This is a genomic window from Micromonospora yasonensis (assembly GCF_026013475.1).
GTDB classification, from domain to species: domain Bacteria; phylum Actinomycetota; class Actinomycetes; order Mycobacteriales; family Micromonosporaceae; genus Micromonospora; species Micromonospora yasonensis.
In genome coordinates this window covers 76,291-102,832 of sequence record NZ_JAPDPH010000002.1, presented here as the reverse complement: position 1 = coordinate 102,832, position 26,542 = coordinate 76,291, and the positions used below count along the sequence as shown (strand labels likewise).

Here is a 26,542-nt window from a genome sequence, read left to right as displayed (position 1 = left end):
CGCGTACGCCCGGTACCAGCCGGGTGGCCGGCCGCCGGGCTCGGCGAACCAGGTGCGCAGCACGGCGATGACGAGCAGGTCGAGCAGGCGGTCGAGGACGACCTCCTGCCCGGGCTCCGCCCGATCCAGCTCCGCCGCGAGGAGCGGGACGACCGGCAGGTCGGCCTCGTCGGCGGTGAGGACCACCAGCGGCGGCAGGGCCGCGAGCAGGCCGCCGCCCACCGCGCCGCTGCTGGCGTACGTGCCGGTGAGCAGCACCGCCGCGGCGTCCGGCCGGGTGCCCCAGGTACGCAGGCCGAGCGCCATCGAGTCGCCCAACTCCTGTCCGCCGAGGGTGGTGCACCGCTGGCCGGGGTGGATCACCACCTGCGGTGGCGTCTCCGGCCGGTCGGCCACGGTGTACGGGTCGGGCCCGCGCAGCACCGCCACGTCCCCGCGGTGCAGCGGCACCGGGGTGGCGCCGTCGGGCAGCACCCAGGCGCTGCCCCGGACCACCGTGGTGACGCTCAACGGGGCCGCGTCGCACACCCGGATCGACCAGGGCGGGTCCATCACGGTGCGGAGCAGGAAGGCGTCCCGGGCGCGCAACCCGCGCAGCACCTCGGCGAGGACGTCCATCGGGTGAGCGTAGACGGTCACGTATGGTTTTCGGCTTCCCGGCCATGGAACGTCCAGCGGCGTTCGGGTGCGATGGGACCCATGACGACACGAGAGAGCACCCGGTGAACGCGCTGCGGGCCGCCAGCCTGCTGCTGGCGACGCTGACCACGGGCCTCATGGCGGGGCTGTTCGCCGGCTTCGCGTACGCGGTGATGCCGGGCCTGGCCCGGGTGGACGACCGGGCCTTCGTGGCCGCCATGCGGTCGATCAACCAGGCCATCCTGAACGGCTGGTTCGCGCTGTGCTTCGGCGGCGCCCTGGTCTGCACCCTGGCGGCCGTCCTGCTGCACCTGCCGGACGGGCGGCGCGCGCCGCTGCCCTGGCTGCTGGCCGCCCTGGTGCTCTACGGGCTGGTGCTCGCCGTGACGGTCGCGGTGAACGTCCCGCTCAACGACCGGCTCGCCGCCGGGTCGGCCGACCCGGCCCGGCTGCGGGCGATGTTCGAGAGCACCTGGGTGCGCTGGAACGTGGTGCGGGCCGTGCTGAACACCACGGCCCTCGGCTGCCTCGGCTGGGCGCTGCTGGTCGCCCGGTCGGTGACCGACTGACCGGTGGGACGCTCCGGCTACCGGGCCCGGAGCCGTCCCATCAGCTCGACCTCGGCGGTCCGGGACCGTTCGATGCGCCCGGCCAGCTCGCGCACCCGGACGCTGGTGCCGGCGCGCACCTGCGCCCGGGCCAGGTCGGCGGCCTGGCGCTGGTGCGCGCTCAACACCTCGAGCAGCACCGCGTCCGCCGCGGCGGGCGGGGCGGCGCGCAGGCGGGCCAGCCCGGCGACCGCGTCGCTGTGCCCGGAGTGGTCGTGCCGGGCGGCGGCGCCCAGCGCCGACGGCCCGGCCTCGCGTAACCAGCCGCGCATGGTGGCCAGTTCGTCGGTCTCGGTCGCCGCGACGGCGGCGATCAGGGTACGGATCTCGGCGTCGGCGGTGCGGTCGAGCCCGAGCCGGACGATCTGCAGGGTTTGCTCGACGTGCGCCGCCATCATGGTCAGGAAGAGCACGTCGATGCTGGTCGCGACGTCGGAAGCCGGACCGGGCGAGGTCGCCTGCGGCGGCGCCGGATAACGGGCGCAGCCGGTGACCGGCAGCAGGACCGCCAGCAGGGCGGCGACGAGCACGCGACGCATGCCGTTCCTCCGATCGGGTGGCGGGAACAGGGCCGGGGGTGCGGCGCACGCCGGCGTGGCCGCACCCCGTACGGTCAGACCGCCAGCCACAGCGCCGGCGTGTTCGGCGGTTCCCAGCCGGGGAGCGCGGTGTGCGCCTGCCGGCACTGGTACGTCACGCCGTTGTAGGTGACCCGATCGCCGACCTGGTAGGCCTGCCCAGCGGTCCAGGTGCCGCCCGGCGCGGGTGAGCCGGTCGGGCTCGGGCCGGGCGACGGGGTCGTCGGGGCCGGCGTCGGGCTCGGGGACGGGCTGGGCGTCGGCCCGCCGCCGGACCCGATCTGCAGGTCGACACAGGAGTAGAAGGCGTTCGCGGTGTCGGCGATGTTCCAGATGGCCAGCAGCTTCTGCCGTCCCGAGAAGCCGCTCAGGTTGACGGTGTGCGACACGGTCGCGTCGGGCTGGCGGCCACCGCCGTCGAAGACCGCCACCCGGGTGCCGCCGATCCAGTACTCCCAGTTGGCGGTGGCGTGCCGGGCGGTGTTGACCCAGGTGAAGGTCACCGACCCGCCGACCGAGGTGGCCGGCCAGTTGCGGCTGTCGTCGTTGAGCACCGCGAACTGGGCGATCCCGGCGTGACAGCTGCGCAGTCCCTTGGGGCCCTCGACGCTCTGCGGCTCGTACTGGATCTGGCCGCAGTCGGGGACCTTGTGCTGGGCGCAGAGCGCCTGGCGACTGGGGGGCGAGGAGACGTACCCGTGGGCCTGGGCGGGCGCGGCGACGGCCAGGGTGGCGCCGACCACGCCCGTGGTGAGCAGCGGCAGGGTGATTCTTCGACGCACGACGGCAACTCCTTCGGGTGCGGCGGGAGATGCCATGAACATAAATTAAACCTTGTTAACAGTAAAGACTCTTATCGATAAATTGAGGTGGGCGCACGGTGTGCGTCACCCCCGGCCGGGCGGCCTGAACCGCGGGCCGCCGCCGACGGAGTCCAGCCGGCTCCGTCGGCGGCGTCCGGCGTGCCGCCGGGTGTCCACCAGGTGGGGCCGGACGGGTCCGGCGGGCGTCGGCACGGGCCCCGGTCGGCGGGTGGCCGGCGGCCGGGGCAGGACCGCCAGGATCGGGACGAGCAGAGCCGTGGCGACCAGGCCGTCGATCCAGTAGTGGTTGCCGGTGGCGACCACCACCAGCACGGTGACGATCGGGTGCGCCAGCCAGAGCCACCGCAGCCGCCCGGCGGTGACCGCGACGAGCGCCACGGCGACGGCCAGCGCCCAGCCGACGTGCAGGGACGGCATCGCGGCGTACTGGTTGCTCAGGGTGTCGGTCGCGAGTGACCCGTAGACGGCGGGGCCGTACCGGCGTCCGGTATCCACCAGGCCGGTCAGCACGGTCATCCGGGGCGGGGCGAGCGGGACGAGGACGTGCAGGGCCAACGCCGCCGCGGTGAGCGCCGCGAGGGCCCGGCGCAGCCGCAGGTAGTGGGCCGGATGGCGGACGTACAGCCAGACCAGGCAGCTGGCGGTCGCCGGGAAGTGCACGTAGGCGTAGTAGCTGTTGGCCAGCCGGACCAGCAGCTCGTGGGCGAGCAGCGGCTGCTGGACGGCGGCTTCGCCGGGCAGGTGGAGCAGGCGCTCCAGCTGCCACACCCGCTCCCCGTTGGTCAGCGCGGCCGACGTCCGGCCGGCCACCGCGAGGCGACCCGCCTTGTATGCGAGGAACAGGGCGGCGACCAGCGCCAGCTCCCGGGCGGCGCGGCGGACCGCCGCGCTCCACCGCGTCCCGGCGGCCGCCGCCCGGCGCGGCGCGGCCTCGGTCGTGTCCACGATTCCTCGATTCGGTCACGGCCGGCGGGCACCGGCCCGCGCGGCTCACGGACCAGGGCCGCCGCCGGGTCACGGCGACGGCCCTGGGTCGGGCGATCCGGCGTCAGCGACGGGCCGGATCCCGGGTCACCGGGTCGACGGTGACCTCGTCGAAGGCCGGTGCCCCGTCGACCGCGTCGGCCGCCACGGCCACCGACCGGCCGGTGTCGGGCAGGTCGAGGCTGGAGCGCAGGGTGACCGGCTTGAGCAGGAGCGCGGCGATGATGCCGACCACCGCGATGGCCGCGGAGATCAGGAAGATGTGCCCGGTGGCGTCGCCGTACGCGGCCTGGACGATGTGCTGCACCGGGGCGGGCAGGGCGGCCAGGTTCAGGGTGCTGTTGCCGCCGCCCCCGGAGGTGGGGAAGCCGGCCGCGGCCAGGTCGTGGGTGATCCGGTCGGTGACCCGGCGGGCCAGCACCGCGCCGAGCACCGAGACGCCGATGGTGCCGCCGAGCGACCGGAAGAACGCCACCGAGGAGCTGGCCGCGCCGATGTCCTTGAGCGCGACGGTGTTCTGCACCGCGAGCACGAGGTTCTGCATGGTCATGCCGACGCCGACCCCGACGACGAACATGGCCGCGCCGACCAGGGCCAGCGAGGTCTCGTGGTCGATGGTGCCGAGCAACGCGAAGCCGGCGACCAGGATGATCGACCCGGCGACGATGTACGGCTTGATCCGCCCGCTGGCGGTGATCAGCCGCCCGGCGACGATCGAGGAGAGCAGGACGCCGGCCATCATCGGGATGGTCAGCAGGCCGGCCTCGGTCGGGCTGTAGCCGCGGCCGATCTGGAAGTACTGGCCGAGGAAGACGGCCCCGCCGAACATGGCCATGCCGACCGCGAGGCTGCCGAGGATGGCCAGGGCGGTGGTGCGCTCCCGGACGATCTTCAGCGGGACCACCGGCTCGGCGGCCCGGGACTCGACCCAGGCGGCCAGGGCGAGCAGCAGCACCGCGCCGCCGACCATCGCGACGGTCTGCCAGGAGAGCCAGGCGAACGAGCCGTCGACGAAGGAGATCCAGATCAGCAGCAGGCTGACGCCGGCGGCGATCAGCGTGGCGCCCAGGTAGTCGATCTTCACGTTGTCCCGACGCGCGGTCGGCAGGTGCAGGGTGATCTGCAGCAGGATCAGCGCAATCACGGCGACCGGCACGCCGACGAAGAAGCACCAGCGCCAGCCGAGCCAGGAGGTGTCCACGATGAGGCCGCCGAGCAGCGGGCCGCCGACCGTGGCGACGGCCATCACGCCGCCGAGGTAGCCGTTGTACCGGCCCCGCTCGCGCGGCGGGATCATGGCCGCGATGGCGACCTGGACGAGGGCCTGGAGGCCGCCGACGCCGATGCCCTGGAAGGCGCGGGCGCCGATGAGCTGACCGGTGTGCTGCGCGAACCCGGCGGCCACCGAGCCGGCCAGGAAGACCACGATGGCGGCCTGGATGAGGATCTTCTTGTTGAACAGGTCGGCCAGCTTGCCCCAGATCGGGGTGGTCGCCGTGGCGGTGAGCAGGGTGGCGGTGACCACCCAGGTGTACTGGGTCTGCGAGCCGTTCAGCGCGCCGACGATCTTCGGCAGGGCGGTCGAGACCACCGTGCCGCTGAGCATCGCGACGAAGAGCACGAGCAGCAGGCCGCTGAGTGCTTCCAGCGTCTGCCGCTTGCTCATCGGCGCGGCGTCGGCCGTTGCGGTGGGTGCGCTCATCGCGCGTCCTCCAGGTTGTCGTGGTGTGCGAGGGCGACCTCAAGGTCGCGGGTGAACCGGCCGAGCGCGGCGGACAGCGCCGCCACCTCGCCGGGGGACCAGTCGGCGAGCGCGCGGGTGAGCACCCGGCCGTACCAGTCCTCGGTGTCGGCCAGGGCGACCCGGCCGGCGTCGGTGACGGTCAGGTGGCTGGCGCGCCGGCAGGTGCTGCACGACGCGCTGGACCTGGCCGGCTGGCCGACCGCGACCGAGCACACCCTGGCCGGCCCGATCGCGCCCGGCACCCGCCTGCTGCGCGAGCCGGTCGCGGCGGCTCGCTATTACACCCAGGTGCTACGCCGGCCGGTGCCGGTGGGCGGCACCGTCGCGGTGTTCGACTTCGGCGGCGGCACCCTGGACGTCGCCGTGCTCCGTAACGAGGGCGCCGACCCCTGGGGCGACTCGGGATTCCACCTGGTCGCCACCGGCGGCGTCGCCGATCTCGGCGGCCTGGATCTGGACGCCGCGCTCCTGCGGCGGCTCGGCGAACTGGTCGGCCCGGCGCACCCCCCGCAGTGGGCCCGGCTGAGCAACCCGGAGAGCACCGCCGAGTGGCGGGACCGGCAGCAACTCTGGGAGAACGTACGCGGCGCGAAGGAGATGCTCTCCCGGGCCACGGTCGCGCCGGTGGCCGTACCCGGGGTGGAGGCGGCGGTCCCGCTGCCCCGGGAGGACCTGGAACGGCTCGCCGCGCCGCTGCTGGCCCGGGCGGTGGCCGAGACCCGGCGGGTGGTCACCGCCGCGGGGCTGACCCCCGAGCAGCTCTCCGGTCTCTTCCTGGTCGGCGGGTCGACCCGGGTGCCGCTGGTGGCCCGGCTGCTCCACGCCGACCTGGGGATCGCCCCGACCGTCCTGGAGCAGCCGGAACTGCCGGTCGCCGAGGGGGCACTGACGGACCTTCCGCTGCCCCGCCGCGGCGGGCGGCCCGGGCCCGTCGTGCCGGCGCCGGCCGGGCCCACCGACACGCGGCCGACCGAGCCGGCCGCGTCGACCGACAGCCGGCCGACCGAGCCGGCCGCCGGGCCACACGGCACGCTGCCCGAGGGCGCCGCGCCCGCGTACGCCGCACCGGCTGGCCCGCACGGCACCGTGCCGGTGGGCACCCCGCCGGCCCCCGGCCCGCACGGCACCCTGCCGGTGGGCACCGCCGGCCCGCACGGCACCCTGGTCGCCGACGCCGCCGGGCCCACCTCGCCGGCACCCGGGTACGCCGGGGCCGTCGGTCCCACCTCGCCGGGCGCCGCACCCGGGTACGCCGTCGGGTACCCCGGCGCGTATTCCGAGCCGGCGGGACACCCCGGGGTCGCCCCGCAGCCGAGCCCCGCCGCGCAACCTGCTGGGCAACCGGGCGTACCCCTCGGGGGGTCGCCGGTCTCCCCCGCACCCGCCGGCGCGACCCGGGCCGGGACGCGGCCCGCGGGCCCGCTGGCTCGCGCCGGCCGCCGGCCTGGTGGTGGTCGCCGTGCTGGCCACCACCGCGTGGTGGGTGCTCCGGGACCGGCATCCGGCACTGGACTTCCACAATCCCAAGGAGATCGCCACGGAAGTGGCGGGCGACGAGCGGCCGAGCGAGATGTTCACGGCGGTGCTGGCCGACCGTGCCTACCTGGCCTACCCGCTGCCCGACGGCCGGCTCCAGGTGATCGCGCGCGACGCGGCGACCGGCGATCGATTGTGGGGCAAACCGACCCGGGCGACGGCGGAGCGGTGGGCCGGAATCCGGGCGCTGCCGGACGGGGTGGCGGTGTTGGCCGACGCATCGGGCGGCAGCACGCCGCGCGACCTCGTGGTGCTGGACGGCTCCGGCGAGCAGCGTTGGGTGCTCACCATCCAGGGCGACGACTCGGTCTACCTCACGACCAGGACAGCGGTCTGGCTCGACCGGACGGGCAACCGGCTGGTCGGGGTGCGGCTCAGCGACGGCCGGCAACAGTGGGACCAGGGCAACCCGCGCAACGAGTACGGGGACGCCCGCACCACCGTCCTGCCGGTCGGTACCGGAGCGGCGCTGGACGGCTCGGCCGACCTCGACGGCGCGCCCCGGGCACCCTGGCTGGGCGACGCCGACCGGCTGGTCCAGGTGGGCGCGGACCGGTCGGTGCGGATCATCGACATGAACAGCGGGGAGATCCTGCGTAGCCGGAAGAACGTCGCCGACGTCGACAACCCGGTGGCGGCCCGGGACGACCGGCTCTACGTGGTCGAGGACAACCGGGGCTTCCGGCTGCTCTCCTACGACCTGGGCAGCCTGGACGAGCCCGCCACGCTCTACTCCTCAACCGACGCCGGCAGCCGGGCGAAGTCCCTGGTGACCTGCGGCGAGCACCGCGCCTGCCTGCTGGAGGTGCCGAACTCGGGTGCGGACGGGACCAGGGTGGTGGCCGTCACGGCGGGGAAGAAGGCCCGGAGCTGGCCCGCCCCGAAGGCCGAGACGTTGGTCCCGCTCGGCGAGCACCTGCTCGCCGAGCGGGACTCCCCCGACTCGGTCACCCTCTTCGCGCCGGACGGCACCGCGGTGCTACGGGACCGGGACGGGGTCGCCGCCCGGCTGGACGCCGGCAACGTGCTGCTCTTCGCCGAGTCGCCGAGTTCCGTCGAGGGCGACCGCAGCCTCGCCGGCATGGCCGTCGGTGACGCCGAACCCGTCGAGATGGGCGAGCTCAAGGACGTCCGGAGCGAATCCTGTTCGTGGAACACCGAGGTGATCGCCTGCGGCGCGGAGAAGGAGTTCGTGCTGTACCGCTTCGCCGGCTGAGTCAGCGCCGGGCGGCGTCGAGGTCGCGGAGACCGCCGGCGCCGCCGGCGAGGGATGATCCGGGCCGGGCGGGGTAATGCCACCCCCGTCCTGGTGGAGTTACGACCGGCGTCGCGGCGTACCGCGACCGGGCGCGCGGGCGGGCGGCGGACCGCCGACCCGCCCGCGGCCACGAGGATCAGTTGCCGGTCACCCAGTTCCAGGCGGTCACCACCCACTCGGTCTGCTGCAGGTAGGCCACCCCCACCCCGGCCAGGAAGACCGCGGTCAGCAGGTGCGCGCCGCGGGCGGTCCGGCGGACCCGGCCGAGTTGCCGTTCCCAGACGATCCGGCCGAGCATGCGGGCGAGCGCGAAGAGGCCGACCGCGGTGAGCAGGCTGAGCACGAAGGTGAGCAGCGGAGCGGTCAGGTCCCCGCGACCGGAGATCGCCCAGATGCCCCAGCAGACGAAGGCGAAGAGCCCGCTGGCGGCGCTCCACTCGCCGCCCCGGCGCAGCTGCGCCAGGTGCCAGCTCACCGGCCGGCGCGGGGCGGAGTCGTGCGCCCAGTTGGCCGGGTCGACGGTGCCGAACTGCTCGGTCCGGGGCGTTCGGCGCTGCCCGACCTGGGCCACCCCGCGCTGGAACCCGTCCCGCTGCGGCGGCACCACCCCGGCACCGGGCCGGGGCGGCACCTCCACGGTCTGCTCGGCCCACGGCTGTGTCTGGTCCGCCATCTCGTGTCCTCCCCCTTGACCGACGCCGGCCATGGTTCCGAGGGTAGCGAGCCGGCAAATCGGTCGCCGACCCCGGACGTGATGGGCTACACACATCCGATGACGGACCTGATCGTGCCCCGCGCCGAGGACTTCGACGAGATCGCCGCGCTGCTCGCGCTCGCCTTCCATGAGGAACCCGACCCCGAACTGCGGGAGATCGAGCGCGGGGTGTTCGAGCCCGGGCGCGCCCTGCTGGTCCGGGACGGCGGGGTGGGGGTGGCGCACGCCGCCGCGTTCACCCGGGATCTCCAGGTGCCCGGCGCGAGCGTGCCGGCCGCACACGTGACGATGGTCTCGGTCCTCCCCACGCACCGCCGGCGGGGGCTGCTCACCGCCCTGATGCGGCGGCAACTCCGGGAGATCCGGGACGCCGGCCGGGAGCCGGTGGCGGTGCTCTGGGCCAGCGAGGGCCGGATCTACCCCCGCTTCGGCTACGGGCTCGCCGCCCAGCGCTACGCCGTCCAGTGCGGGACCGCCGAGTTGCGGCTGCCGGAACCGGCCGCCGCCGGGGGCAGGCTCCGCCTGGACCGCCCGGTCGCGCACCGGGCCGAGCTGGCCCGGCTGTACGACCGGGTGCGCGCGGACCGGCCCGGCTGGTCGAGCCGGGACGAGCGCTGGTGGGCGTACGTGCTCGCCGACGTCAAGAGCCTGCGCGGCGGGGCGACCGAGCGGCAGGTCCTGCTGCACGAGGGCGCGGCGGGCGTCGACGGGTACGCGCTGTACCGGACGAAGGAGGACTGGGACCGGCAGGGCCCGCGGGGCGAGGTGCGGGTCGACGAGGTGGTCGCCGCGACGCCGGAGGCGTACCGGGCGCTGTGGCGGTTGCTGCTCTCGATCGACCTGACCCGGCGAGTGTCGTTCCAGGCGGCCGTGGACGAGCCGCTGTTCTGGCTGGTGAACGAGCCACGCAGGCTGGCCGCCCAGCTCGCCGACGCGCTCTGGGTACGCGTGGTCGACGTGCCCGCCGCGCTGGCCGCCCGCCGGTACGCGACCGACGTCGACGTGGTGGTCGAGGTGACCGACGACCTGCTGCCGGAGAACACCGGCCGGTGGCGGCTGGTCGGTGGGGCAGCCGGCGCCGAGTGCGTCGCCACCACCGCCCCGGCCCAGCTCGCCTGCGACGTACGCGCCCTCGGCGCGCTCTACCTCGGCGGCGCCGGCCTGGCCGCGCTCGCCACCGCCGGCCACGTACGCGAACTCGTTCCCGGCACGGTCGCCGCGACCGCCACCGCCTTCGGTTGGCACCGCGCCCCCGCCCCCATGGAGGTCTTCTGACCTGGCCGCACGGGCCGGCGGGGGCCGGCCCGGCGGCCGGGGCGGTACGGTCGGGTGATGGGTGATGCGGAGCGACGCCGACGGCGACTGCGGCACCACGGGCAGGGCGGGGCGCCGGACGGCGAAGGCGCCGCCGGGCGGGCCAGCCGGCAGGAGCCCGCCGGCCCCTTCGTGGACGGGCCGAGCGTGACCACGTCCGCGGTGCACGACGACGACTCCAGGTCGCCGCATGGCACCAGACGCGCCGACCTGGAATCGTCGGACGACGGCTCCAGGTCGCGGCGTGGCGTCAGACGCGCCGAGCTGGAGCCGTCAGAGGTCCGGGTCCGCCGCGCGGGCCCCGCCCCCGACGAGGGCGAGCGCGGTCTACGCGGGCTGGTCGGCTCGGGGTCGTCCCAGGTGAGCGTGACCGCCGCGCTGCGGGCCCGGGACGCGGCCCGGCCGACCGACGCGGACCTGGCCGAGGCCGAGGCCCGCGTCGTGATCGTCCGCCGCAACTGGATCCCCCGCGACGAGCTGCCCCGCACCGGGCGCTGACCGCCGCCTGGCCCGCCGCCGGGCCGTCGTCGGGCGGGCCGGCCGGGCACCGGGCGCCGGGGTGGCAGGCCGGCGCGGGGGCCGCGGTCAGGCCGGCAGGTCGGGGAGGCGACGCGTCTGCTCGTACTCGGCCACCTGGCTGATCCGCCGGGCGTGCCGGGGGTTGCCCGAGAACGGCGTGGTCAGAAAGGCCTCCACCAGGGCGGTCGCCTCGTCCAGGGTGTGCTGGCGGGCACCCACGGCGACGATGTTTGCGTCGTTGTGCTCCCGCGCCAGCTGCGCGGTGTCGATGTTCCAGGCGAGCGCCGCGCGAGCGCCGGCGATCTTGTTGGCGGCGATCTGCTCGCCGTTGCCGGAGCCGCCGATGACCACCCCGAGGCTGCCCGGGTCGTCGACCACCCGCTGGCCGGTGTGCAGGCAGAACGCCGGGTAGTCGTCGTCCGGGTCGAAGGCGTGCGGGCCGACGTCGACCACCTCGTACCCCTGCTTGGCCAGGTGGTTGGCCAGGTGCCCCTTCAGCTCGAAGCCGGCGTGATCGGATCCCAGGTAGACGCGCATACCGCGCAGTCTGACAGGCCCGCCGCCGTGCCGGCGCGCGGGCGGCGGCACGGAGGCGGATTCGTCACAGGATCTTCTGGGGCAGCTCGGCGACGACCAGGCCGGCCCGCGCCTTCGGGGTGAACCAGGTGCTCTTGCGGGGCATCTTCTCCCGGGCCAGGTTGACCGCGACGAAGTCGTCCACGGTCACCGGGGCGATCAGCACCGCGAGCTCGGCCCGGCCGGCGTCGACCTCACCGGTGAGCCAGCTCGCCGGGTAGTCGCCGCCGACGTACGTGATCCGCTTGTCGCCCGGGTCGAGGCCGAGCGCGTCCCGCAGCAGCAACCGCTCGACCAGCGCGTGGTCCAGGTTCTCCAGCCGGCCGCCGCCGAGGGGCGGCAGGGTGACCGCGTACCCCCGGCCGGCGAGGTAGAGGTGGACGGCGCCGCCGGTCGCCGGGACCTCGACCGGGCCGTCGATCGGGGTGATCTCCGCGCGGGCGGCGCGGAGCCGGTCGAGCAGCTCGGCCGGGGTGGTGGTCAGCTCGCTGACCAGCCGGTTGTAGGGCTGGATGGCGACCGAGGCCGGCGTGGTGATCACCGACAGGAAGCGCGGGTAGCCGCCGGTCTGCGCGGCCAGGCTGCGGTGGTTGCCGTCCGCGACCACCAGCTCGCCGCCGCCGGCCAGGGCGGTCAGCTCGTCCTGCGCCGCGCCGGGGCCGAGCAGCCAGATGGCGTGCGTCCGCCCGGCCTGGTCGACGTCGGTCGCGGCGGGCGCGCCGGCCGCCTCGGTCGCCGCCGCGAGCGCGGCGTGCAGTTCGTCGCCCCGGCCGGTCTGCAGCAGGAGTACGGGCGAGAGCAGGTGGCCGAGCGCCTCGGCGAGGGCGACGCGTTCCCGCACCTTGGCGATGAAGACGTCCTCGTTGCGGATCACCAGGCCGGGCTCGTCCGCCCGGGTGGAGATCTGGTCGGTGTCGACCATGGCGAAGAGGCCGTACGCGTTCTCCTCGCCCGGCGCGCTGATCCGGTAGAGCACCACGACCTGCTCGGCCGGGGTGTAGCTACCGTCCGCCTTGGCCTCGGCGAGGCGGGCCACCGCATCGGGGAGCGCGTCGAGGAAGGACTTCCCGAGGCTCTCCGGCGCCCGGTGGGGCATCTCGATGCCCAGGGCACTGTGCGGGTTCGCCTCGACGATGGCGGTGATCTCCGCGTCGTCGGCGAACTCGTCGTAGTTCTGCGCGCCGGTGCCGCCAGTGGTGATCCAGGCCCGGGCGATCGGATGCACGACCGTCATGCCCGCTGACGCTACCCGCGTTCCCCGCCGGGCCGGTGCCGGACCCACGCCGCGTCCACCAGATGAAAGGAGGGGCCCCTTGTTAACGCCTCCGGTAGAGCAGGGGCCCCTTATTAACGTGGTCCGAGTCAGGCGGGGCGGTGCCGGCCTGCGGCGGGACGGCGACCCGGCGCGAGGGTGGGCGGACGCGAGGTGGCGCCGGTGGCGAGGCGTACCGTCGTCGCGCCACCCGGGGCCGGACGGCCTCCCGAGGTGGCGGACCGGGTCGGGCCGGGGGTCCGGGCCGGCGCGCCCGCGTCGGCCGGCGGGGTGATCCGGGAGGTGGCCACCACCCGGGCCACCCCGACCACGATCGGCGGGGCCAGCAGGTCGACCATCTCGGCCGGCAGGGCGGGCCGGACCTGCGGCCAGTCGCCCTCGGCCACGGACCAGTACGTCGCACCGGAGTCCTCGGTCGCCGGCTGCGGCTCGTCGTCGGACGTGCGGCGGTGCTTGGCCATGGGAACGCCTCCAGAGGCTGCCGGGGTGCGGCCTGGACGGACCGCCGGCTGGGACACCCGGTCAAACGAACTCTGCGCCGCCCGGGTCACGCCGGGCGGCGCAGAGGTTCCGGGGTGTTAAGAGGGGGCCCCTGCTCTACCGGAGGCGTTAACAAGGGGCCCTTCCTTGCACCTCAGTCGAAGATGGGGCCCAGCTCGCGGGTGCGCTTGAGCTCGTAGAAGCCGGGGGTGCCGGCGACCAGCAGGACGCCGTCCCAGAGCTTGCCGGCGGCCTCGCCCTTCGGCGCCGGGGTGATCACCGGGCCGAAGAAGGCGACCTTGCCGCCGTCCGGACCGGGGGCGTGGATCACCGGGGTGCCCACGTCGGTGCCGACCGGCCGCATCCCGGCCTCGTGGCTGGCCCGCAGCGCCTCGTCGTACTCGGTGGAGTCGGCGGCGTCGGCGAACGTCGGGTCCAGGCCCACGTCGGTCAGCGCGCCGACCACCATGTTCCGGCCGAGTTCCTCCTTGCCCAGGTGGATCCGGGTGCCCATGGCGGTGTAGAGCTTCGCCAGCGTCTCCCCGCCGTGCGCCTGCTCCACGGCGATGCAGACCCGTACCGGGCCCCAGCCCTTCGTCATCAGGTCCTGGTACTGCTCGGGCAGGTCGCGCCCCTCGTTGAGCACGGAGAGGCTCATCACGTGGAAGCGGATCTCCACGTCCCGGACCTGCTCGACCTCCAGCAGCCAGCGGGAGGTGATCCACGCCCACGGGCACAGCGGGTCGAACCACATGTCCACGGCGACACGTTCGGTCACGGTGTCATCCCTTCACGACTTCCGCGCGCCGGAGCCCCGGCGCTGTCCCTTCCGATCCTCACCCCGCCCGGGATCGACAGGCAGCGGAATGAGAGCGTGACCTCGGCCACCGCAGGGTGTCCGTGCATGGAAGACTCGGTTTCGGACCGGCCGTCACGAGCGGGCCGGCGAGGCCGGTGCCGCGGGGCGCGGCGAGCAGAGTGGGATGGAGACGAACAGTGCCGGGAGTGCGCAACCTGACCCAGGTCGAGGCCACCGAGCGGGCTCGCCTGCTCGAGGTGACCGGGTACGACATCAGCCTTGACCTGTCCACCGCCGTGCAGGCCACCGGCCGCACGTTCCGGTCGGTGACCGAGGTCCGGTTCCGCTGTACCGAGCCGGGGGCCACTACCTTCATCGAGGCGGCCGCCGAGTCGGTGCGCTCCGCGACGCTCAACGGCGCGCCCGTGGACCTCGCCGGCTGGTCGGCCGAGAAGGGCCTCACCCTCACCGACCTGGCCGCCGAGAACGTCCTCGTGGTGGACGCCGACTTCGCGTACTCGAACAGCGGCCAGGGACTGCACCGCACGGTCGACCCGGTGGACGGCGAGGCCTACCTCTACAGCCAGTTCGAGACGGCGGACGCGCAGCGCGTGTTCGCCTGCTTCGACCAGCCCGACCTGAAGAGCGTCTACACCTGGCACGCCACCGTCGCCGACCACTGGCGGGTGGTCTCCAACATGCCGGTGGAGCGGGAGGAGCCGGCCGGCGAGGGGCTGAAGACCGTCCACTTCGCCGAGTCGGTGCGGATGAGCACCTACATCACCGCGCTCTGCGCCGGTCCGTACCACGAGGTGCGGGACAGCCACGACGGCATCGACCTCGGTGTGTACTGCCGGGCCTCGATGGCGCGCTACCTGGACGCGGACGACCTCTTCCTGATCACCAAGCAGGGCTTCGACTTCTTCCACGAGAAGTTCCAGGTGCGCTACCCGCTGCCCAAGTACGACCAGCTCTGGGTGCCGGACTTCAACGCCGGCGCGATGGAGAACTTCGGCTGCGTCACGCACGCCGAGTCGCACTACATCTTCCGCTCCCAGGTCACCGACTTCGAGTACGAGCAGCGCGCCAACACGATCCTGCACGAGCTGGCCCACATGTGGTTCGGTGACCTGGTCACCATGCGCTGGTGGAACGACCTGTGGCTGAACGAGTCGTTCGCCGAGTGGGCCAGTCACTGGTGCAACACCCACGCCACCCGGTTCCACGACGCGTGGACGACCTTCCTGTCGATCCGGAAGAACTGGGGCTACCGGCAGGACCAGCTCTCCTCCACCCACCCGGTCTACTGCGAGATGCCGGACCTGGAGGCGGTCGAGGTCAACTTCGACGGCATCACGTACGCCAAGGGCGCCAGCGTGCTCAAGCAGCTCGTCGCGTACGTCGGCGAGGAGCCGTTCCTGGCCGGCCTGCGGGCGTACTTCGGCAAGCACGCCTGGGGCAACGCCACCTTCGACGACCTGCTGACCGAGCTGGAGACGGCCTCCGGCCGGGAGTTGCGCAAGTTCGCCGCGCAGTGGCTGGAGACCGCGCAGGTGAACACCCTGCGGCCCGAGGTCACCGTCGGCGCCGACGGCACGTACGAGCGGGTGCTGGTCCGCCAGGAGGCGCCCTCCGGGCACCCGACGATGCGTACCCACCGGATCGGCGTGGGCCTCTACGACCTGACCGACGGCCGGCTGGTCCGCCGGGAACTGGTCGAGGCGGACGTGACCGGCGAGCTGACCGAGCTGTCCGCGCTGCACGGCAAGCCCGCCGCCGACGTGCTGCTGCTCAACGACGAGGACCTCACGTACACCAAGCTGCGGCTGGACGAGCGGTCGATGGCCACGGTGGTGCAGCACATCTCCGGCTTCGACTCCTCGCTGGCCCGGGCGCTGTGCTGGACCGCCGCCTGGGACATGACCCGGGACGCCGAACTCGCCGGCCGCGACTACGTGGCCCTGGTGCTGGCCGGGCTGCCGGCGGAGACCGACATCAACCTGGTCACCGCCACCCTGCGGCAGGCCACCACCACGCTCACCTTCTACGTCGACCCGGCGTGGGCCCCGACCGGCTGGGCGGAGCTGGCCCGTACCGCCAGGGCCGCCCTCGCGGCGGCCGAGCCGGGCAGCGGCTTCCAGCTCGCCTGGGCCCGCGCGTACGTCTCGGCGGCCCGCGCCGCAGAGGACCTGGCGGTGCTGCGCGGCTGGCTGGACGGCACCGAGGTGCCCGCCGGGCTCACCGTGGACACCGAGCTGCGCTGGACGGTGCTCCAGTCGCTGGTGGCCAACGGCGCGGCCACCGCCGCGGAGGTCGAGGCCGAACTGGCGAACGACCGCACCACGAGCGGCGAGCGCGAGGCCGCGTACGCGCACACCCTGGTGCCGACCGCGGAGAACAAGGCGGCGGTGTGGGCGGAGCTCACCGGCCCCGAGGCGCTGCCGAACTGGCGCAACCGGGCGCTGCTGCAGGGCTTCACCCACCCGGCGCAGGTGGAACTCACCGCGCCGTACCGGGAGCGGTACTTCGCCACCGTGGCCCAGATCTGGGCGCAGCGGGACAGCGAGCCGGCGCAGGAGTTCGTCCAGCTCGCCTACCCGGCGTACCTGGTCGAGGAGGACACGGTGACGGCCACCGACGCCTGGCTGGCCCAGGAGGGGCACCCGGCGCCGCTGCGCCGGTTGGTGGCCGAGGGCCGCGACGGCGTGGTCCGCGCGCTGCGGGCCCGCGCGAAGGACGCCCGGAGCGCCTGAGCGAGGAGTACGCGGCCCGGGGCCGGCGTGGGTGAAAGCCCACGCCGGCCCCGGCCGTTATCGTGTGCTGAGGAGGTGGACGTGATGGCACAGCCGACCTACGAATGGCGCCCACCCGAGCGACCGTGGCAGGAGCAGGACCTGTCCGGCCTTCCGGAGGACGGGAACCGCTACGAGATCCCGGACGGCATGTGGACGCAGGCTGAGGACGTGGCACTCGTCGTCGAGGTCGAGTCGCCGAACAGCCGACGGCAGGACCGGTTCACCAAGCCTGCCCTCTACGCCGAGGCCGGCATTCCCCACTACTGGCGAGTGGAACGGGGCGACTTCGGACCGGTGGTGTACCGCTACGAACTGGTCAAGGGCGTGCACTACGACCTGCTCGGCACCATCGGGCCGGACGATCCGGTGCAGGTCGACGAGCCGTGGCCGATGCGGCTGGACCCGAGCGTCTGGCCCCGCTGAGCGACGACACGAAAGAGCCCGGCCCGCGGTTCGCGGGCCGGGCTTCGTCGTACCGGAAGGGGTCAGCCCTTGCCGGCGTGGCTGGCGAGCTGGTCGAGGCCCTGGATGATGCCGCCGGCCAGGTCGCCGCCGCCGAAGGACGCCACCATGGAGAGTGCGGCGAGCTTGGCGTACGTGTCCGGGATGCGCTTGCGGGCGTACTTGCCGGTGACGATCTCCAGCTGCCGCTGGTTGGGCGACACGGCGATCAGCACGGACTTGTCCGGCTCGGCGAGCTGCCGGTGCAGCCGCTCGGCGTGTTCCCGGATCGGCTCGTCGAGGCCGCCCACATAGACCGAGAAGACCAGGCCGGTCCCCTGGTCGGCCAGCCGGAGCGCCTCGTCGATGCGGAGCAGCTGACGGGTCGAGAAGGGCCCGTCCAGCACCTGGGGCGGGGTACCGGTCCCCGTCACGGCGTGCTTCTCACCAACGGTCACTTGCGCCTCCGGTTCCACCGGCCGGTGCCTCCCGGCCGGCCTGCTCCTGCTTGCGGCTGGTCAGCGCCGGCGCCTGCGCCCCGGCGGCCAGTGCGGTGCCGGCCGAGTCGGCCAGCTGCTCCGGACGGCCCAGGAACCAGACCGGAGTGAAGTCGAAGGGCCGGCCCGGCCGGTAGCGCTTGGCACCGCCACCACCGGCGCCACGACTGCCGGCGTACGCCAGGCCGGCGATCACCAGCACCGCGGCCGCCGGGACGCCGACGAAGAGCACCAACGTGTCGGTAACAGACAATCCCAACGCCCCCAGGCGGAAAGAGAGACCAGGAATCTTCCGGGTCGGGTGGACGATCATGTCGACGGGTGCCCGACGCCGCTTGTGCTGTTCACGTTAGCGGAGCCGACCGCCCGCCAGATTGCGGGGTGCTGATCCCATCCGCCACAGCCGTGCTCCAGTTGCGCGGCAGTGGCTATCAATGTCGCGTCGTCGCCGTACCGGCCGGTGAGCAGCACCCCGACCGGCATCCCGTCGACCGTCCGGCCGAGCGGCAGCGAAACGGACGGATCACCGGTCACGTTGAAAATGGCGCAGTACGGCGAGAACCGACGCTGCCGGTCGAAATCCTCCGCCGGATCGAGGGCGGCGAACGCGCCGACCGACGCCTGCGGCGCGGCCAGGGCCGGGCAGAGCAGCAGGTCGCATCCGGCGGTACGGCGGACCCCGAGGCGTACCTGGGCCTGGAGTTCGCCGAGCGCGGCCATCAGCGGACCGGCGCCGACCGCAGCGCCCCGCTCGCGGAGGAACCGGGTCAGCGGCAGCAGGTCGCTCTCCCGCTCGGGCGGCACCGGGGAGAGCGCCAGGACGTACCAGACGGTCTCGAAGAGCGGCCAGGCCGCGGGACCGAGCGGCGCGGGGACCTCGACCACCTCGTGCCCGGCCGCGGCGAGCAGTTCGGCGGCCCGGTCGACGGCGGCCACGCAGTCGGGGTGGACCGGCTCGTCGGCGAGCATCGGGGTGATGAACCGACCGATCCGCAACCGGCGCGGGGCCGCCTCGCGGGCGGCGGCCAGATAGCCGCCGGCGGGCGCGGCCGGCGGCAGGTACGGCTCGCCGGGCACCGGGCGGGCCAGCACGTCGAGCAGCGCGGCCACGTCGGCCACGGTGCGCCCGAGCGGCCCGTTGGTGGGCAGCCCGAACGCGCCGAAGCCGAGCGGTCCACCGGAGACCAGCCCCCGGCTCGGCTTGTAGCCGACCAGGCCGCACAGCGCCGCCGGGATGCGCAGCGAGCCGCCGCCGTCGGAGCCCTGCGCCACCGGTACCAGCCCGGCCGCCACGGCGGCCGCCGCGCCGCCGCTGGACCCGCCCGCCGTGTACGCGAGGTCCCACGGGTTGCGCGCCGGCGGCGCCACCAGCCCCTCCGAGTAGAGCGAGCAGCCCAGCTCCGAGGTGGTGGTCTTGCCGAGGCTGACCAGCCCGGCGGCGGCGATGAACCGGACCACGTCGGCGTCGATCGGGGGCACGAAGTCGGCGAACGCGGCCGAGCCGAAGGTGGTGCGTACCCCGGCGGTGAGTGTCAGGTCCTTGATGGCCGTCGGTACGCCGTGCAGCGGCCCGCGCTCGTCCGCCGGCACCGCGTCGGCGGCTCGGGCCGCCGCCCGGGCCCGGTCCGGCGTGACGGTGACGAACGCGCCGACGGTGTCGCCGAGCGCGTCGACCCGGCGCAGGTGGTGCTCGACCAGTTCCACGCTGGACAGTTCGCCCCGGCGGATCGCGTCGGCCTGTTCCAGGGCAGTCAGGTCGTGCGGCTCGGCCATACCCTCATCCTGCCGTGCCGGGCCGCCGCGTGCGCGGCCCGACACGACCGTCAGCGCCGGCCGAGGAAGTGCAGGGCGTTGCGGGACAGGAGCTTGTCGCGCTGGTCGGCGGTGAGGAAGTCGGCCTTGCGGACCACCTGGCCGACCGGCCGTTCCCCCAGCGGGTACGGGTAGTCGCTGCCGACCAGCACCCGGTCCTCGCCCATGGTGTCGACCAGCAGCCGCAACGCGGCCGGGTCGAAGACCACCGAGTCGACGCAGAACCGGTCGACGTAGGCGCTGGGCGGGGCGGTGGAGGCGCCGCGTACCAGGTCGCCCCGGCGGTGCCAGGCGTTGTCGGCGCGGCCCAGCCAGAACGGGAAGCTGCCGCCGCCGTGCGCGAAGCAGATCCGCAGCGTCTCCGGCACCCGGTCGAACACCCCGCCGAGGATGAGCGCCAGCACCGACAGGTGCGTCTCGGCCGGCATCCCGGTCAGCCAACGGGCCATCCAGCGGTCGAGCCGCGGACCGCCCGGCATGTCCCAGGGGTGCACGAAGACCGGCGCGCCGACTCGCGCGCAGTGGGTCAGGAACTGCACGATGCCGGCGTCGTCGAGATCCCGGTCACCCACGTGGTTGCCGATCTCCACCCCGACGTGGCCGGCCGCCAGGCACCGGTCCAGCTCCGCGCAGGCCAGGTCCGGGTCCTGCAACGGCACCTGGCAGAACGGCACCAGCCGGTCGCCCCCGGCCGCGGTGACCTCCAGCGTGCGGTCGTTGAAGATCCGGGCCACCTTGACGGCCTGGTCGGCCGGCCGGTCGTAGCTGAAGAAGACCGGGGTGGGTGAGACCACCTGCACGTCGACGCCGTCGGCGGCCATGTCGGCCAGCCGGGTCTCCGCGTCCCAGCACTCCGCGCCGATCGGGCGGAACTCCGTCTCGCCCACCATGATCATGGCGGCGCGCTCGGAGTCCACCCGCAGCCAGGGCCAGCCGGACCCGCCGCACGCGGCGGCGAGATCCGGCCACCCCTTCGGTACGACGTGCGTGTGCACGTCCACGACCGGTCCGCGCATCAGCCCTTGCCCGGGTGCAGCGCGCCGCAGTTGGTGCAGGTGCGGGCCTTCTCGTCGGCGTAGAACGCCGAGAAGACCGGGGGTAGGTCGGCGGCGATGTCGCGGACCTGGAGTTCCACCTCGTGCACCTTGTGGCTGCACTGTGGGCAGTACCACTGGAACTTCTCCAGCGTGCCCTCCTCGCGGACCCGCTCGATCACCATGCCGATCGAGCCGGCCTCCGGCCGCTGCGGGGAGTGCGGGGTGTTGCGCGGCAGCATCCACATCTGACCCTCGCGCACGTGCACCGTACGCGGCCCCTCGGGGAGCATCAGGTTGATGTGCATGTTGCCCTTGACCTGGTAGAAGAACTCCTCGTACGGGTCGACGTGGAAGTCGGTGCGCTGGTTCGGGCCGCCCACCACCATGACGATGAAGTCGTCACTGCCCGGCAGCATCTCCTTGTTGCCCACCGGCGGCTTGAGTAGGTGCTGGTTCTCCCCGATCCAGCCGGAGAAGCTGAACGGCTCGGCGATCTCACTCATGACGGACCTCCCGACGGAAGTAGGGCCACGGCCTGCATCTCGATCAGCAGGTGCGGATGCGGAAGCTGGTGCACCGCCACCGTGGTCCGGGTCGGCCCGGTGGCGTCGAAGAACTCCGCCCACACCTCGTTGTAGCCACCGAAGTCGTTCATGTTGACCAGGTAGCTGGTGACCTGCACGAGGTCGGCCAGGTCGGCGCCGACCGAGCGCAGCAGGTCCCGGATGTTCTCGATCACGGCCCGGGTCTGCGCCCGGATGTCCAGGTCGGTGGTGCCGAACTCGTCCACCGAGACGCCCGCGAAGGTGTTGTCCGGCCGGCGCGACGACGTACCCGAGACGAAGACGAACCCACCGGCCACCTTGACGTGCGGGAACGCCCCGCGCGGCACGGCCTTGCCGGCGACGACCCGGGCCTGCCCGCTCACGCTGCTGAGCCGAATGGTTCGCGCGCTCCGCTCGCTCACGCCGCCGCCTTCAACGACACGGCGCCGAGCTTCTCGACGACGGCCCGGACGTGGGCGCCGGGGCGCAGCGGCACGGCGGCGGTGGCCGCCCCGGCCAGGAAGACCCAGCCCTCGCGCAGCCGGACCCCGTGCCGGCCGGCGAGACGGATGCCCTCGTCGAGGGCGCGACGCGGGTCACCGAGGATCGCGGCGGTCGAACCGACCTGCGCCACCCGGCCGTCGATCTCCAGCAGCACGCCGAGGTTGTCCAGGCCGTCCGGCACCGGAGACCAGGGCCCGACGACGAACGCGGCGGCCGAGGTGTTGTCGGCGACGACATCCGGCAGGGAGAAGGTGAAGTTGGCGTACCGGGAGTCGATCAGCTCGATCGCCGGCGCGACCGCGCGGACCGCGTCGGTGAACGCGGCGAGCGGCTCACCGGCCTCGGGCAGACGGTCCAGCAGGAACGCCACCTCGGGCTCGACCCGGGGGTGGATGAAGTCGGCGACGTCGACGGTGCCGCCGTCGGGCACCCGCATCACGTCGGTGAGCCGGCCCCAGATCACCTCGTTCACCCCGACCTGGGCCATCTTCGCCTTGCTGGTCAGCCCCATCTTCAGCCCGACCAGCCGCTCGCCCCGGTCGAGGCGGCGCTGCAGCAGCGCGGTCTGCACCGCGTACGCGGTGTCCACGTCGAGGCCGGTCTCGGCGGCGAGCTGCGGGATCGCGGTGGCCGTGTCCGCCGCCGCGCCCAGCTTCTCCGCGATGCCCGCGATGTCCGGTCCGATCATGAGTTCTCCTTGCCGGCCAGGTCGAGCGCCACGTCCACGATCATGTCCTCCTGGCCGCCGACCATCCGCCGCCGGCCCAGCTCCACCAGGATCGAGCGGACATCCACGCCGTACTTCGCCGAGGCGCGCTCGGCGTGCCGCAGGAAGCTGGAGTAGACCCCCGCGTAGCCGAGGGAGAGCGTCTCCCGGTCCACCTGGACCGGCCGGTCCTGCAGCGGACGGACGATGTCGTCGGCCGCGTCCATCAGCGCGAACACGTCGCAGCCGTGCTTCCAGCCGTGCAGTTCGGCGACCGCGACGAAGACCTCCAGCGGGGCGTTGCCGGCCCCGGCACCCATGCCGGCCAGGGAGGCGTCCACCCGGACGGTCCGTCCGTGCGCGGCGTCCGGGCCGGCCGGGGTGGCGCCGAGGATCCGGCCGTGCTCGACCGCCACCACACTGTTGGCCACGCCGAGCGACAGGTTGTGGTGGGCGTGGATGCCGATCTGGGTCTCCGGTTCGAGCACCTGCCGGTACGCGTCGACCCGCGCCGCCACGTCGGACATCAGCAGCCGGCCACCGGAGTCGGTGACGTAGACGCAGTGCGCGCCGTACGACTCCATGAGTTTGGCCTGGGCGGCCAGCCCGGCCGGGTCGTTCATGTGCGACATCATCAGGAACCCGGAGACGTCCATGCCGTTCTCCCGGGCCCAGGAGATGTGCTGCGCGGAGATGTCCGCCTCGGTGCAGTGGGTGGCGATCCGCACGCTGGTCACCCCGAGCGCCTTCGCCGCCTTCAGGTCGGCGATGGTGCCGATGCCGGGCAGCAGCAGGGTGGTGAGCTTCGCGGTGGTCAGCACCTCGGCGGCGGCGGAGATCCAGTCGGCGTCGGCGGCCGCGCCGTGGCCGTAGTTGACGCTGGAGCCGGCGAGCCCGTCGCCGTGCGCCACCTCGATCGCGGCCACCCCGGCGGCGTCCAGCGCGGCGGCGATGGTGCGTACCTGGTCCACCGTGTACCGGTGGGCGATGGCGTGCATGCCGTCGCGCAGCGTCACGTCCTGGATGTAGAGGTCGGTCATGCCGGGACCCCCTTCGCGCGCAGGGCGACCAGCCGCTCCGCGGTGCGCAGCGCGGCCGAGGTCATGATGTCCAGGTTCCCGGCGTACGCGGGCAGGTAGTGGCCGGCGCCGGAGACCTCCAGGAACACCGACACCTGGAGCCCGGTGAACGGCCGACCCAACGCCGGCACGTACGCCTCGACCCGGTCGAACTGCACGTCCTGCTTGAGCCGGTAGCCGGGGACGTACTCCTGCACGGTCTTGACCATGTCGGCCACCGAGGCGGCGATCGCCGCGCGGTCGGCGTCGACGTCCGGGCAGAGGCAGTAGACGGTGTCCCGCATCAGCAGCGGCGGATCGGCCGGGTTCAGCACGATGATGGCCTTGCCGCGGGCGGCCCCGCCGACCACCTCGATCGCCCGGGCGGTGGTCTCGGTGAACTCGTCGATGTTGGCCCGGGTGCCCGGTCCCGCCGACTTCGAGGCGATCGAGGCGACGATCTCCCCGTACGCGACCGGGGTGACCCGGCCGACGGCGTGCACGATCGGCACCGTGGCCTGCCCGCCACAGGTGACCATGTTGACGTTCGGTTCGTGCAGGTGCTCGTCCAAATTGACCGGCGGCACCACGTACGGGCCGACGGCGGCCGGGGTCAGGTCGACCACGGTCCGGCCGTGCGCCCGCAGCACCGCGTCGTGGTGCCGGTGCGCGCCGGCCGAGGTGGCGTCGAAGACCAGCTCGACGTCGGCGAACTTCGGCATGGCGACCAGCCCGTCCACGCCGTCGGCCGTGGTCACGACGCCGAGCCGGCGGGCCCGGGCCAGGCCGTCGGACGCCGGGTCGATGCCGGCCATCGCGACCATGCGCAGCTCGGTGCTGAGCCGCAGCACCTTGATCATCAGGTCGGTGCCGATATTGCCCGACCCGAGCACCGCCACCCCGACTGTCATGCTGTGCCGCCTTTCGTTCGCGACTGCGGGGCTCGCAACCCCGGCTTACTCCTCGCGCTCACCGGGCCTCCCTCGAGAAACAGGTCCGCACCGAGCCGAGCCCGGAGATCCGCGCCTCGTACGCCGCCCCGGGGGTGACCGGCACCATCGGGCCGAGCGCCCCGGAGAGCACCACGTCCCCGGCACGCAGCGGGTCGCCCGCGCGGGCCATGGTGCCGGCCAGCCACTCCAGCGCGTGCAGCGGGTTGCCGAGGCAGGCCGCGCCGGCTCCGACCGAGACCGGCTCACCGGCGTGCTCCAGCACCATCCCGCACAGCCGCAGGTCGACGTCGGCGAGCCGGCGCGGCGCGGTGCCGAGCACGAAGAGCCCGCTGGACGCGTTGTCCGCGACGGTGTCCACGATGGAGATATCCCAGCCGGCGATCCGCGAGTCGACGATCTCGATGGCCGGCAGCACGTGGTCCACCGCCCGGATCAGGTCGACGCTCGTCACCCGCTCGTCGGGCAGGTCGGCGCCGAGCACGAACGCGATCTCCGCCTCCACCCGGGGCTGGAGCAGTCGGCCCAGCGGCACCTCGACGCCGTCGCCGACCGCCATGTCGTCGAACAGCACCCCGAAGTCGGGCTGGAAGACGCCGAAGTTCTCCTGTACGGCACGGGAGGTGAGACCGATCTTCGCGCCCACCCGGCGGTGGCCCTTGCCGAGCCGCTGCCGGGTGTAGACCTGCTGCACCTGGTAGGCGGCCTCGATGTCGCCCTCGGGCAGCAGCCGGCCGCGCAGCGGCGGGCAGGGCTTCTCCTCCTGCCGGGCGACGGCCAGTTCCCGGTTGGCGGCTTCGATGTCGACAGTCATGCCGGCTCCTCGCTTCGCTCGCTGACGCCGTGCATTCTGCCCCGAACGCGCACTCATGAGAGGTCCACGCAGACGTTGGTGAGTTCGGAGTAGAAGTCGAGCGAGTGCAGGCCACCCTCCCGGCCGATGCCGGACGCCTTCACCCCGCCGAACGGGGTGCGCAGGTCACGCAGGAACCAGGTGTTCACCCAGACGATGCCGGCGTCCAGCCGGGACCCGGCCCGGTGCGCCCGGCCCACGTCCCGGGTCCAGACCGTCGCCGCCAGGCCGTAGTCGGTGCCGTTGGCCAGGGCGTACGCCTCCTCCTCGTCGTCGAAGGGGGCGACGTGCACCACCGGCCCGAAGATCTCCTCCCGGTTGGTCCGGGCGTCCGGCCCGAGCCCGGTCAGCACCGTCGGCTGCACGTACGCGCCGCCGTCGCGGGCATCGCCGAAGCGCGGCACGCCGCCCCCGGCACGCACCTCGGCGCCCTCGGTGCGGGCCAGCTCGTAGTGGCCGAGCACCTTGTCCCGGTGGGGGTGCGAGATCAGCGGCATGTTCGCGGTCGCCTCGTCGGCGGGCCAGCCGTACGCCAACTCGTCGGCGCGCTTGGCCAGCCGGGCGGTGAACTCCTCGAACACCGGCCGCTGCACGTAGATCCGCTCGGTGCAGAGGCACACCTGACCGCCGTTGGTGAAGCTGGACCGGACCGAGCCGGCGACCGCCGCGTCCAGGTCGGCGTCGGCGAAGACCAGCCCGGCGTTCTTGCCGCCCAGCTCGAAGCTGACCGCCTTCACCCCGTCCGCCGCGGCCCGCATGATGGCGCTGCCGGTGGCCGACTCGCCGGTGAACGTGATCGCGTCGACGCCCGGGTGCCGGGTGAGGAACTCGCCGGCCGAGCCGGGGCCGAAGCCGTGCACCAGGTTGAACACCCCGTCCGGCACGCCGGCGGCGGCCATCACCTCGGCGAGCAGGGTGGCCGACGCGGGGGTCTCCTCGCTGGGCTTCACGATCACCGCGTTGCCGCAGGCCAGCGCGGGCGCGACCTTCCAGGTGAGCAGCAGCAGCGGCAGGTTCCACGGCACGATCACCGCGACCACGCCGACCGGCTTGCGGACCGCGTAGTTCAACGCCCGACCGCCGGTCGCGGTGACCGTGGTGAACGACTCGGTGGGCGCGGTCGCCACGATCTCGGCGAACGCCCGGAAGTTGGCCGCGCCGCGCGGAATGTCCAGCGTACGGGCCTGGGAGATGGCCTTGCCGGTGTCCGCCACCTCGGCGGCGACCAGGTCGTCGAAGCGGCGCTCCAGCTCGTCGGCGACCCGGCGCAGCACCTCGGCACGCTCCCGCTCGCCGAGTCGCCCCCACGGGCCGCGCAGCGCCGCCCGGGCGGCGGTCACCGCTTCGTCCACCGTGGACTCGTCCGCCTCGACCACCTCGAACACCGGCGCACCGGTGACCGGGCTGCGCTTGGTGAACCGGGTGCCGGCGTCCACGAAGGAGCCACCGACGAAGTTGCGCAGTAGGCCCGGCCCGTCCGGCGCCTGCCCGGCCATC

Annotated in this window: 28 protein-coding genes and 1 pseudogene; 7 read left to right on the top strand and 22 right to left on the bottom strand. The window is 73.8% G+C overall.

Translation table 11 applies throughout. The features are described from left to right. The coding region (locus tag ONA70_RS01130; protein ID WP_265004389.1) for a cupin domain-containing protein at positions 1 to 618 on the bottom strand (618 nt) is incomplete at its 3' end. Between the two features lie 104 nt (positions 619 to 722). Between ONA70_RS01130 and ONA70_RS01125 the strand changes: the two genes are divergently transcribed. Further along, positions 723 to 1,208, top strand: coding sequence for an anthrone oxygenase family protein (locus ONA70_RS01125; protein ID WP_265004388.1), 486 nt, complete (start codon positions 723 to 725; stop codon positions 1,206 to 1,208). A gap of 17 nt (positions 1,209 to 1,225) precedes the next feature. On the opposite strand, the gene ONA70_RS01120 is transcribed toward ONA70_RS01125, so the two are convergent. From ONA70_RS01120 to ONA70_RS01100, 5 genes are all read right to left on the bottom strand, one after another. After that, the gene (locus ONA70_RS01120) at positions 1,226 to 1,786 is read right to left on the bottom strand and encodes a DUF305 domain-containing protein (RefSeq protein ID WP_265004387.1); all 561 of its coding nucleotides are present in this window, start codon (positions 1,784 to 1,786) and stop codon (positions 1,226 to 1,228) included. A gap of 74 nt (positions 1,787 to 1,860) precedes the next feature. Further along, positions 1,861 to 2,607 (bottom strand): lytic polysaccharide monooxygenase, encoded by a 747-nt coding sequence (locus tag ONA70_RS01115; protein ID WP_265004386.1) that lies wholly within the window; start codon positions 2,605 to 2,607, stop codon positions 1,861 to 1,863. A 105-nt stretch (positions 2,608 to 2,712) separates the two neighbouring features. Continuing rightward, positions 2,713 to 3,594 carry a phosphatase PAP2 family protein gene (locus ONA70_RS01110; protein ID WP_265004385.1) on the bottom strand — a complete coding sequence of 294 codons (882 nt, stop codon included), beginning with the start codon at positions 3,592 to 3,594 and terminating at the stop codon, positions 2,713 to 2,715. A gap of 103 nt (positions 3,595 to 3,697) precedes the next feature. Then, complete coding sequence (locus ONA70_RS01105) at positions 3,698 to 5,335, bottom strand: MDR family MFS transporter (protein ID WP_265004384.1); 1,638 nt, start codon at positions 5,333 to 5,335, stop codon at positions 3,698 to 3,700. Further along, positions 5,332 to 5,619, bottom strand: a complete 288-nt coding sequence (locus ONA70_RS01100; protein WP_265004402.1) for a hypothetical protein — start codon at positions 5,617 to 5,619, stop codon at positions 5,332 to 5,334. The genes ONA70_RS01105 and ONA70_RS01100 overlap by 4 nt, the downstream gene beginning before the upstream one ends. Here ONA70_RS01100 and ONA70_RS01095 point away from each other — a divergent pair. Beyond that, positions 5,510 to 6,202, top strand: a pseudogene (locus ONA70_RS01095) (Hsp70 family protein); the annotation flags it as partial. The gene ONA70_RS01100 and the pseudogene ONA70_RS01095 overlap by 110 nt on opposite strands. Positions 6,203 to 6,836: 634 nt before the next feature. After that, positions 6,837 to 8,129, top strand: a complete 1,293-nt coding sequence (locus tag ONA70_RS01090) for a PQQ-like beta-propeller repeat protein (RefSeq protein ID WP_265004401.1) — start codon at positions 6,837 to 6,839, stop codon at positions 8,127 to 8,129. Between the two features lie 178 nt (positions 8,130 to 8,307). On the opposite strand, the gene ONA70_RS01085 is transcribed toward ONA70_RS01090, so the two are convergent. Further along, positions 8,308 to 8,844 (bottom strand): hypothetical protein, encoded by a 537-nt coding sequence (locus ONA70_RS01085; protein WP_265004383.1) that lies wholly within the window; start codon positions 8,842 to 8,844, stop codon positions 8,308 to 8,310. A gap of 99 nt (positions 8,845 to 8,943) precedes the next feature. Here ONA70_RS01085 and ONA70_RS01080 point away from each other — a divergent pair, with 99 nt between their 5' ends. Continuing rightward, positions 8,944 to 10,161: a GNAT family N-acetyltransferase gene (locus ONA70_RS01080; protein WP_265004382.1), complete on the top strand. Its 1,218-nt coding sequence runs from the start codon at positions 8,944 to 8,946 to the stop codon at positions 10,159 to 10,161. A gap of 57 nt (positions 10,162 to 10,218) precedes the next feature. Continuing rightward, positions 10,219 to 10,698, top strand: a complete 480-nt coding sequence (locus ONA70_RS36800) for a hypothetical protein (RefSeq protein WP_406601124.1) — start codon at positions 10,219 to 10,221, stop codon at positions 10,696 to 10,698. A gap of 87 nt (positions 10,699 to 10,785) precedes the next feature. Here the strand turns inward: ONA70_RS36800 and ONA70_RS01070 are convergent, their stop codons facing one another. The 4 genes from ONA70_RS01070 to ONA70_RS01055 form a co-directional block, all read right to left on the bottom strand. Beyond that, positions 10,786 to 11,256, bottom strand: a complete 471-nt coding sequence (locus tag ONA70_RS01070) for a ribose-5-phosphate isomerase (RefSeq protein WP_265004381.1) — start codon at positions 11,254 to 11,256, stop codon at positions 10,786 to 10,788. Between the two features lie 64 nt (positions 11,257 to 11,320). Continuing rightward, a complete protein-coding gene (locus tag ONA70_RS01065; RefSeq protein WP_265004380.1) occupies positions 11,321 to 12,529 on the bottom strand; it encodes a DUF1015 family protein in 1,209 nt (402 codons plus the stop codon). Between the two features lie 128 nt (positions 12,530 to 12,657). Beyond that, entirely contained in the window at positions 12,658 to 13,029 is a 372-nt protein-coding gene (locus ONA70_RS01060; RefSeq protein WP_265004379.1) for a hypothetical protein, read from the bottom strand. A 173-nt stretch (positions 13,030 to 13,202) separates the two neighbouring features. Continuing rightward, positions 13,203 to 13,826, bottom strand: coding sequence for a DsbA family protein (locus tag ONA70_RS01055; protein ID WP_265004378.1), 624 nt, complete (start codon positions 13,824 to 13,826; stop codon positions 13,203 to 13,205). 227 nt (positions 13,827 to 14,053) lie between these two features. On the opposite strand from ONA70_RS01055, the gene pepN reads away from it, so the two are divergent. Beyond that, entirely contained in the window at positions 14,054 to 16,600 is a 2,547-nt protein-coding gene (gene pepN / locus ONA70_RS01050) for an aminopeptidase N (protein WP_265004377.1), read from the top strand. A gap of 84 nt (positions 16,601 to 16,684) precedes the next feature. Beyond that, positions 16,685 to 17,065, top strand: a complete 381-nt coding sequence (locus tag ONA70_RS01045) for a Uma2 family endonuclease (protein WP_265004376.1) — start codon at positions 16,685 to 16,687, stop codon at positions 17,063 to 17,065. 62 nt (positions 17,066 to 17,127) lie between these two features. Here ONA70_RS01045 and ONA70_RS01040 read toward each other — a convergent pair whose 3' ends face one another. The 11 genes from ONA70_RS01040 to ONA70_RS00990 are packed head-to-tail and all read right to left on the bottom strand — an operon-like array spanning position 17,128 to position 26,541. Then, positions 17,128 to 17,541 (bottom strand): DUF5130 domain-containing protein, encoded by a 414-nt coding sequence (locus ONA70_RS01040; protein WP_265004375.1) that lies wholly within the window; start codon positions 17,539 to 17,541, stop codon positions 17,128 to 17,130. Then, positions 17,528 to 17,833, bottom strand: coding sequence for an aa3-type cytochrome oxidase subunit CtaJ (ctaJ, locus tag ONA70_RS01035; protein WP_454557351.1), 306 nt, complete (start codon positions 17,831 to 17,833; stop codon positions 17,528 to 17,530). The genes ONA70_RS01040 and ctaJ overlap by 14 nt, the downstream gene beginning before the upstream one ends. A gap of 56 nt (positions 17,834 to 17,889) precedes the next feature. Further along, entirely contained in the window at positions 17,890 to 19,353 is a 1,464-nt protein-coding gene (locus tag ONA70_RS01030; RefSeq protein ID WP_265004374.1) for an amidase, read from the bottom strand. A 50-nt stretch (positions 19,354 to 19,403) separates the two neighbouring features. Beyond that, a complete protein-coding gene (locus ONA70_RS01025; RefSeq protein ID WP_265004373.1) occupies positions 19,404 to 20,408 on the bottom strand; it encodes an amidohydrolase family protein in 1,005 nt (334 codons plus the stop codon). Beyond that, on the bottom strand, positions 20,408 to 20,932 hold the full coding sequence (locus ONA70_RS01020; protein ID WP_265004372.1) for a 3-hydroxyanthranilate 3,4-dioxygenase: 525 nt from the start codon (positions 20,930 to 20,932) through the stop codon (positions 20,408 to 20,410). Before ONA70_RS01020 ends, ONA70_RS01025 begins: the two co-directional genes overlap by 1 nt. After that, complete coding sequence (locus tag ONA70_RS01015) at positions 20,929 to 21,357, bottom strand: RidA family protein (RefSeq protein WP_265004399.1); 429 nt, start codon at positions 21,355 to 21,357, stop codon at positions 20,929 to 20,931. Before ONA70_RS01015 ends, ONA70_RS01020 begins: the two co-directional genes overlap by 4 nt. Before the next feature lie 35 nt (positions 21,358 to 21,392). Then, positions 21,393 to 22,166 carry a 2-keto-4-pentenoate hydratase gene (locus ONA70_RS01010; RefSeq protein WP_265004371.1) on the bottom strand — a complete coding sequence of 258 codons (774 nt, stop codon included), beginning with the start codon at positions 22,164 to 22,166 and terminating at the stop codon, positions 21,393 to 21,395. Beyond that, the gene (dmpG, locus tag ONA70_RS01005) at positions 22,163 to 23,224 is read right to left on the bottom strand and encodes a 4-hydroxy-2-oxovalerate aldolase (protein ID WP_265004370.1); all 1,062 of its coding nucleotides are present in this window, start codon (positions 23,222 to 23,224) and stop codon (positions 22,163 to 22,165) included. Before dmpG ends, ONA70_RS01010 begins: the two co-directional genes overlap by 4 nt. Next, entirely contained in the window at positions 23,221 to 24,153 is a 933-nt protein-coding gene (locus ONA70_RS01000; protein ID WP_265004369.1) for an acetaldehyde dehydrogenase (acetylating), read from the bottom strand. The genes dmpG and ONA70_RS01000 overlap by 4 nt, the downstream gene beginning before the upstream one ends. A 58-nt stretch (positions 24,154 to 24,211) precedes the next feature. Then, entirely contained in the window at positions 24,212 to 25,006 is a 795-nt protein-coding gene (locus ONA70_RS00995; protein ID WP_265004368.1) for a 2-keto-4-pentenoate hydratase, read from the bottom strand. 53 nt (positions 25,007 to 25,059) lie between these two features. Further along, positions 25,060 to 26,541, bottom strand: coding sequence for a 2-hydroxymuconic semialdehyde dehydrogenase (locus ONA70_RS00990; protein WP_265004398.1), 1,482 nt, complete (start codon positions 26,539 to 26,541; stop codon positions 25,060 to 25,062). Position 26,542 lies beyond the last annotated feature (1 nt).

Excerpts from the sequence above, each read along its gene's own strand:
- ONA70_RS01120 (WP_265004387.1), bottom strand. The coding sequence starts at position 1,786 with ATGCGTCGCGTGCTCGTCGCCGCCCTGCTGGCGGTCCTGCTGCCGGTC.
- ONA70_RS01105 (WP_265004384.1), bottom strand. The coding sequence starts at position 5,335 with ATGAGCGCACCCACCGCAACGGCCGACGCCGCGCCGATGAGCAAGCGG.
- ONA70_RS01085 (WP_265004383.1), bottom strand. The coding sequence starts at position 8,844 with ATGGCGGACCAGACACAGCCGTGGGCCGAGCAGACCGTGGAGGTGCCG.
- ONA70_RS01080 (WP_265004382.1), top strand. The coding sequence starts at position 8,944 with ATGACGGACCTGATCGTGCCCCGCGCCGAGGACTTCGACGAGATCGCC.
- ONA70_RS36800 (WP_406601124.1), top strand. The coding sequence starts at position 10,219 with ATGGGTGATGCGGAGCGACGCCGACGGCGACTGCGGCACCACGGGCAG.
- ONA70_RS01070 (WP_265004381.1), bottom strand. The coding sequence starts at position 11,256 with ATGCGCGTCTACCTGGGATCCGATCACGCCGGCTTCGAGCTGAAGGGG.
- ONA70_RS01065 (WP_265004380.1), bottom strand. The coding sequence starts at position 12,529 with ATGACGGTCGTGCATCCGATCGCCCGGGCCTGGATCACCACTGGCGGC.
- ONA70_RS01060 (WP_265004379.1), bottom strand. The coding sequence starts at position 13,029 with ATGGCCAAGCACCGCCGCACGTCCGACGACGAGCCGCAGCCGGCGACC.
- ONA70_RS01045 (WP_265004376.1), top strand. The coding sequence starts at position 16,685 with ATGGCACAGCCGACCTACGAATGGCGCCCACCCGAGCGACCGTGGCAG.
- ONA70_RS01030 (WP_265004374.1), bottom strand. The coding sequence starts at position 19,353 with ATGGCCGAGCCGCACGACCTGACTGCCCTGGAACAGGCCGACGCGATC.
- ONA70_RS01025 (WP_265004373.1), bottom strand. The coding sequence starts at position 20,408 with ATGCGCGGACCGGTCGTGGACGTGCACACGCACGTCGTACCGAAGGGG.
- ONA70_RS01020 (WP_265004372.1), bottom strand. The coding sequence starts at position 20,932 with ATGAGTGAGATCGCCGAGCCGTTCAGCTTCTCCGGCTGGATCGGGGAG.
- ONA70_RS01010 (WP_265004371.1), bottom strand. The coding sequence starts at position 22,166 with ATGATCGGACCGGACATCGCGGGCATCGCGGAGAAGCTGGGCGCGGCG.
- dmpG (WP_265004370.1), bottom strand. The coding sequence starts at position 23,224 with ATGACCGACCTCTACATCCAGGACGTGACGCTGCGCGACGGCATGCAC.
- ONA70_RS01000 (WP_265004369.1), bottom strand. The coding sequence starts at position 24,153 with ATGACAGTCGGGGTGGCGGTGCTCGGGTCGGGCAATATCGGCACCGAC.
- ONA70_RS00995 (WP_265004368.1), bottom strand. The coding sequence starts at position 25,006 with ATGACTGTCGACATCGAAGCCGCCAACCGGGAACTGGCCGTCGCCCGG.
- ONA70_RS00990 (WP_265004398.1), bottom strand. The coding sequence starts at position 26,541 with ATGGCCGGGCAGGCGCCGGACGGGCCGGGCCTACTGCGCAACTTCGTC.